Below are 5,594 nucleotides of genomic sequence, written 5' to 3' on the forward strand. Positions count from 1 at the left end.
ACTTTGGCGGCTTTGCCTTCAGCGTCAGCCCGAGCCGCGGCGGCCGTCCGCCCGAGCTGGATGACCCCGATGTGCTGGAGTGGATTGGCCGCTTTCTGGCGCGCATTCACACCGTGGGCGCCGCCAAACCCTTTGTCAGCCGGCCGGCACTCGACCTGCAAAGCTTTGGCATCGAGTCGCGCGAATGGCTGCTCAGCCACGACAAGGTGCCGCTGGACGTTCAGTCCGCCTGGGCCAAGATGTCCCAGGATGCTATTGATTTAATAGCTGGTCACGTATGTTTAACGGGGGCTGGAGGCCAAAAAGACTTGGATCGCGAGCCGATCAAGCGGCTGCGCCTGCACGGTGACTGCCACCCCGGCAACATCCTGTGGACGCCGCTGGAGTCGCCCGCCAGCGCCGGGCCGGGACCGCACTTTGTCGACCTGGACGACGCCCGCAGCGGCCCCGCCGTGCAAGACCTGTGGATGCTGCTCAGCGGCGACCGCCAGCAGCGCACGCGCCAGCTCGGCGCCCTGGTGGACGGCTATGAACAGTTCCGCGACTTCGACCGCCGTGAACTGGCCCTGATTGAGCCGCTGCGCACGCTGCGCCTGATTCACTACAGCGCCTGGCTGGCGCGGCGCTGGGACGATCCGGCGTTTCCCATCAACTTCCCCTGGTTTGGCTCCAGCGACTACTGGCAGGGCCAGGTGCAGATGCTCGAAGAACAGATCGAAGCGATGCAGGATGCGCCTTTGGTGGTGTGACGAGCGCGGCACAGCGCCGCCCGCAAGACCGGGCTAAACTGGGCGGCTCGATGAGGCCGCGCGTATAGCGGCGCTTGCCCCGCACGGCGCCCGTAACGATTTAACAAGATTGACGTACTGACATGACAGGCCAGCCCAAACCGCACTCAACGGACGATTTTGCCGACGGAAACTTCAAGCCGCATGGCCGACTTGACGTTCATCTGGAAGGGGATATTGTTGTTTATGACGCCGAGGGACCCTTCAATCTGGAGGCGATCGTGGCTTTGGGCAAAGCCCGTCGCGCGGTCGTCGCGGAGTGGGGTACCGAAGACCGCCGGGCGACCATTGTCGTGTTTCGCACCAGCATGCTGATGTCTCCGGCCGCGTTGGAGGCCTATGAGCAAGGCATGCAGGCGCACCTGGCGCAGGTGAAGCCGCATGTTGCCGTGGCCTGGGTGGTGGCACCCGAGGTGGAGGGCCGATCCATCATGCTGCCCTATTTTGCGAAGATATTTTCCCGAATCAATGTGCCATGGCAAGCGTTCGAAGAGCTGCACGCGGCGCAGGTTTGGGCGCGGTCCCGGCTTGATGCGCGGGATGCCACATAACCATTGGCTCACATCCCGACTCCCTGGCCCGCTCCGGCCTTGACTATTTGCCGTTGATGCCCAGCAACTCGACTTCAAACAGCAGCGTGGCGTTGGGCGGGATCGCGCCTCCGGCACCGCGCTCACCGTAGGCGATGGCGGGCGGGCAGGTCAGCTTGGCTTTGCCGCCCACTTTCATGCGCTGTACGCCTTCGGTCCAGCATTTGATGACGCCGCTCAAGGGGAACTCGATCGGTTCACCGCGTTTGTAGGAGCTGTCAAATTCACGGCCATCGGGGAAGGTGCCGCGGTAGTGCACCTTGACTTTGTCGCTGGCCGACGGGCTGGCGCCGCTGCCGTCTTTGAGCGAGCGGTAGACCAGGCCACTGGCCGTGACCACGGCGCCGGCTTCCTTGGCCGAGGCGGCGGTGACGGCGTTTTGCGCCCATACCGTGGACGTGGACAAAGTCAGGGTCGCCAGCGCGGCGGCGAGGGTGGCAAGGCGGAGAACAGTTTTCATGAGCGGTTTTTGGGTTGGTTGAGGGTGCGCCTGATTGTCGCTGGGTGCCGGGGCGCCAAGAAAAAGCCCCGCCAGCCGGCTTGGCTGCGGCGCCGGATGGTCCGTCAATTGCTATTGTTTTAGTAGCTGCTTACGCAATGAATACGGGGGCTGGAGGCTGGTTTGTTCAATAAGCATTAGACCAGCAGCGCATTCACCCGTTTCACATAAGCCGCCGGGTCGGCCGGCAGGCCGCCTTCGGCCAGCAAGGCCTGGTCGAACAGGATGTGGGCCAGGTCGTTGAAGTGCACCGAGCCGTCCAGCTTCTTCACCAGCGGGTGCTCGGCGTTCACTTCCAGCACCGGTTTGACGTCGGGCGCGGTCTGACCGGCCTGCTTGAGCATGCGCGCCAGCTGCGTGCTCATGCCGTCGTCCTGCACCACCAGGCAGGCCGGGCTGTCGACCAGGCGGGTGGTCACGCGCACGTCGGCCGCCTTGTCCTTCAGCGCTTCCTTGAGCTTGGCCAGCAGCGGTTTGAAGGTCTCGGCCGCTTCTTCGGCCGCCTTCTTTTCAGTCTCATCCTGCAGCTTGCCCAAGTCGACCGCGCCTTTGGCCACGCTTTGCAGCGGCGTGCCGTCGAAGTCATGCAGGTAGTTCAGTGCCCACTCGTCCACGCGGTCGGTCATCAAGAGCACCTCGATGCCTTTTTTCTTGAACACTTCGAGTTGCGGGCTGTTCTTGGCGGCCGCAAGCGTGTCGGCGGTGATGAAGTAGATGGCCTCCTGGCCCTCTTTCATGCGCGCTTTGTAGTCGGCAAAACCCACGCTCACGGTGTCGGTGGTGCTGGAGGCAAAGCGCAGCAGCTTGGCCAGGCGCTCGCGGTTGGCAAAGTCTTCGCCCAGGCCTTCTTTCAGCACGGCGCCAAATTCGGCGTAGAACTTGCTGAATTTGCCAGCGTTGGCCTGCGCTTCGGCCTTGTCTTCTTCGCTCAGCACGTCAGTCACCACGTCCGTCACGCCATCGGCAGCTTTGGATGCAGCCCCTTCGGTCGCGGCTTGCGGCAGCTTGTCGTTTTTGGCCAAATCTTCCAGCATGCCCAGCACGCGCTTGGTGCAGCCTTCGCGGATCGCCTTCACGTCGCGGCTTTCCTGCAGCAGCTCACGGCTCACGTTGAGCGGCAGGTCGGCCGAATCGACCACGCCTTTGACAAAGCGCAGGTAGGTGGGCAGCAGCGCCTCGGCGTCGTCCATGATGAAGACGCGCTTGACGTAGAGCTTGACGCCGGCCGACTTTTCGCGGTTGAACAAGTCCATCGGCGCCTTGCCCGGGATGTACAGCAGCTGCGTGTACTCGGTGCTGCCTTCGACCCGGTTGTGGGTGTGCGCCAGCGGCGCTTCAAAATCGTGGCTGATTTGCTTGTAGAACTCGGTGTACTGCTCGGGCGTGATGTCCTTCTTGGCGCGGGCCCAGATGGCGTTGCCTTTGTTGGCAGTTTCCCACTCGCCGGTCTTGACCATGCCACCCGGCTGGCGGCCGCCGTTTTCATCACTCGGGTTGATCAGCTCACCGTCTTTCCATTCTTCCTTTTCCATCAGGATCGGCAGGCTGATGTGGTCGGAATACTTGGCGATGATGCCCTTGACTTTCCAGGCTGACGCATAGTCCATGGCGTCTTCGCGCAGGTGCAGGGTGACGCTCGTGCCGCGTGCGGCGCGCTCAATGGCTTCGACTTCAAAGTCGCCGGCGCCACCGCTGATCCAGCGCACCCCTTCCGCCGCCACCATGCCGGCGCGGCGCGACTCGACCGTGATCTTGTCGGCCACGATGAAACCGGAATAAAAGCCGACGCCAAACTGGCCAATCAGTTGCGAGTCGGCCTTCTGGTCGCCCGACAGCTTGGAGACGAAATCCTTGGTGCCGCTCTTGGCGATGGTGCCCAGGTGGTCGATCGCTTCCTGCGCACTCATGCCGATGCCGTTGTCGGTGATGGTCAGCGTTTTGGCCTCTTTGTCGAAGGACACCCGCACTTCGAGATTGGGCGCGTCTTCATACAGGCCGCCGTCGTTGATGGCCTCATAGCGCAGCTTGTCGCAGGCGTCCGACGCGTTGGAGATCAACTCGCGCAGGAAAATCTCCTTGTTGGAGTACAGCGAGTGCGTGACGAGGTGCAGCAGTTGCGCTACTTCGGCCTGGAAGGCAAGGGTTTGTTTGGTCATGGGGAAGGGCGTTGTGTCATTAAAAACGGATAGCGCGCAAAAGATGCGGCGCGGGAAACCCCCAATTATGGGCGATGAGCGGGGGTTTCAAGAGGCGGGGTGTGCATCCTCTTTTGAGGGAATCCCTTGCCTGTGGCAGTGTGCCTCGACGCGACTGGGGCGCAAAGCGTGTATGCTACCCGTTTGCTGCTCATGCCGCTTAGGCGATCATTCGGAGACCGAATTTGGATACCCCGCCGAGCCCCAATCAAAACCACCTTCTCGCCGCCCTGCCCACGGCAGAATTCGAGCTCATCGCGCCCCATCTGGAGTTGGTCGCGATGCCGCTGGGCGAAGTTCTTTATGAGTCCGGCGGCCAGTTGCAGCACGCCTATTTTCCGACGACCGCCATCGTGTCCCTGCAATACCTGACGGAGAACGGCGCATCGTCCGAAATTGCGGGGGTGGGCAATGAGGGCCTGCTCGGCGTCCCCCTTTTCATGGGCGGCAACACCACGCCGAGCCGGGCCATCGTGTACACCGGCGGTCATGGCTACCGGCTGAAGGCGCAGATCCTGACGCAGGAATTCCAGCGCGCCGGGGTGCTGCAGCACTTGTTGCTGCGCTACACCCAGGCGCTGATGACGCAGGTGGCCCAAACGGCGGTCTGCAACCGGCACCACTCGGTGGAGCAGCAGCTGTGCCGCTGGCTGTTGCTGACCCTCGACCGCTTGTCTTCGAATGAATTGACCATGACGCAGGAACTGATTGCCAGCATGATCGGCGTGCGGCGTGAGGGCATTACCGAGGCCGCCGGGCATTTGCAGCAAGCGGGCTACATTCGCTACCGCCGCGGCCACATCACCGTGCTTGACCGCTCGGGTCTGGAGTCCAGCGTGTGTGAGTGCTATGCGGTGGTCAAAAACGAATTTGATCGTTTGCTGAGCGATGCCCGCAATCGCCAGGAACGCCCTTTGGCCAGACACGGTTAAAAAAGCCCGGCCCGGCTCACGTGCTGCATAAAATCCCCGCCTTATGTGCGATAACGAACGGAGAACGGCAGGCTTGATCGCTACCATGCAACATGGCTGCTCAAAGTTCGTCCACGGACTCAATTTACCTCCTCCCCGGCGCCTGCGAGCAAAAACATGTTTTTTTGTGCAGGGTGAACCCATGAGCAGCTAAGGTGTTGCTCGCACCTTCTGCCACGGGCTCCGCCAGACTATTCGCGCTGTAACAGAGACCAGTCATGTCCGAAAAAAACTACGACCCCGTCATTCCCAAGCTCGCCGCTGGCACGGGGGAAGGCGTCGCCGAGGTCGGGCGCCAGGAGTCCTTGCTCATCACCGGGGCCTTGCAGAACGCGATTCTCAACAGCGCCAACTTTTCGAGTATCGCCACCGACGAGAATGGCGTAATTCAGATTTTCAATATTGGCGCGGAACGCATGCTGGGTTATCTGGCTATCGACGTACTGAACAAAATCACGCCTGCCGAGATTTCCGATCCGCAGGAAGTGATCGAACGGGCAGAGGCTTTAACTATCGAACTCGGCACATCGATCAAGCCAGGCTTCGAGGCA

6 protein-coding genes are annotated in these 5,594 nt (G+C 61.8%); 4 read left to right on the forward strand and 2 right to left on the reverse strand.

What is annotated here, in order from left to right; translation table 11 throughout:
• Both B3V69_RS15375 and B3V69_RS15380 read left to right on the forward strand, forming a co-directional pair.
• Window positions 1-749, forward strand: a 749-nt coding sequence (locus B3V69_RS15375; protein WP_296447891.1) for a serine/threonine protein kinase, incomplete at its 5' end; no start/stop codon positions are given.
• 122 nt (window positions 750-871) lie between these two features.
• Entirely contained in the window at window positions 872-1,339 is a 468-nt protein-coding gene (locus B3V69_RS15380) for a hypothetical protein (protein WP_296447892.1), read from the forward strand.
• A 43-nt stretch (window positions 1,340-1,382) separates the two neighbouring features.
• Here B3V69_RS15380 and B3V69_RS15385 read toward each other — a convergent pair whose 3' ends face one another.
• Complete coding sequence (locus B3V69_RS15385) at window positions 1,383-1,838, reverse strand: FKBP-type peptidyl-prolyl cis-trans isomerase (protein WP_296447893.1); 456 nt, start codon at window positions 1,836-1,838, stop codon at window positions 1,383-1,385.
• 176 nt (window positions 1,839-2,014) lie between these two features.
• A complete protein-coding gene (gene htpG, locus B3V69_RS15390; RefSeq protein WP_296447894.1) occupies window positions 2,015-4,033 on the reverse strand; it encodes a molecular chaperone HtpG in 2,019 nt (672 codons plus the stop codon).
• Between the two features lie 224 nt (window positions 4,034-4,257).
• Between htpG and B3V69_RS15395 the strand changes: the two genes are divergently transcribed.
• Together B3V69_RS15395 and B3V69_RS15400 are read left to right on the forward strand one after the other, a co-directional pair.
• Window positions 4,258-5,004: a Crp/Fnr family transcriptional regulator gene (locus tag B3V69_RS15395; protein WP_296447895.1), complete on the forward strand. Its 747-nt coding sequence runs from the start codon at window positions 4,258-4,260 to the stop codon at window positions 5,002-5,004.
• Between the two features lie 257 nt (window positions 5,005-5,261).
• Window positions 5,262-5,594 (forward strand): PAS domain-containing protein (locus B3V69_RS15400; RefSeq protein WP_296447896.1); only part of this gene is annotated, 333 nt, incomplete at its 3' end.

The organism is Rhodoferax sp. UBA5149, from assembly GCF_002413825.1.
Taxonomy (GTDB): domain Bacteria; phylum Pseudomonadota; class Gammaproteobacteria; order Burkholderiales; family Burkholderiaceae_C; genus Rhodoferax.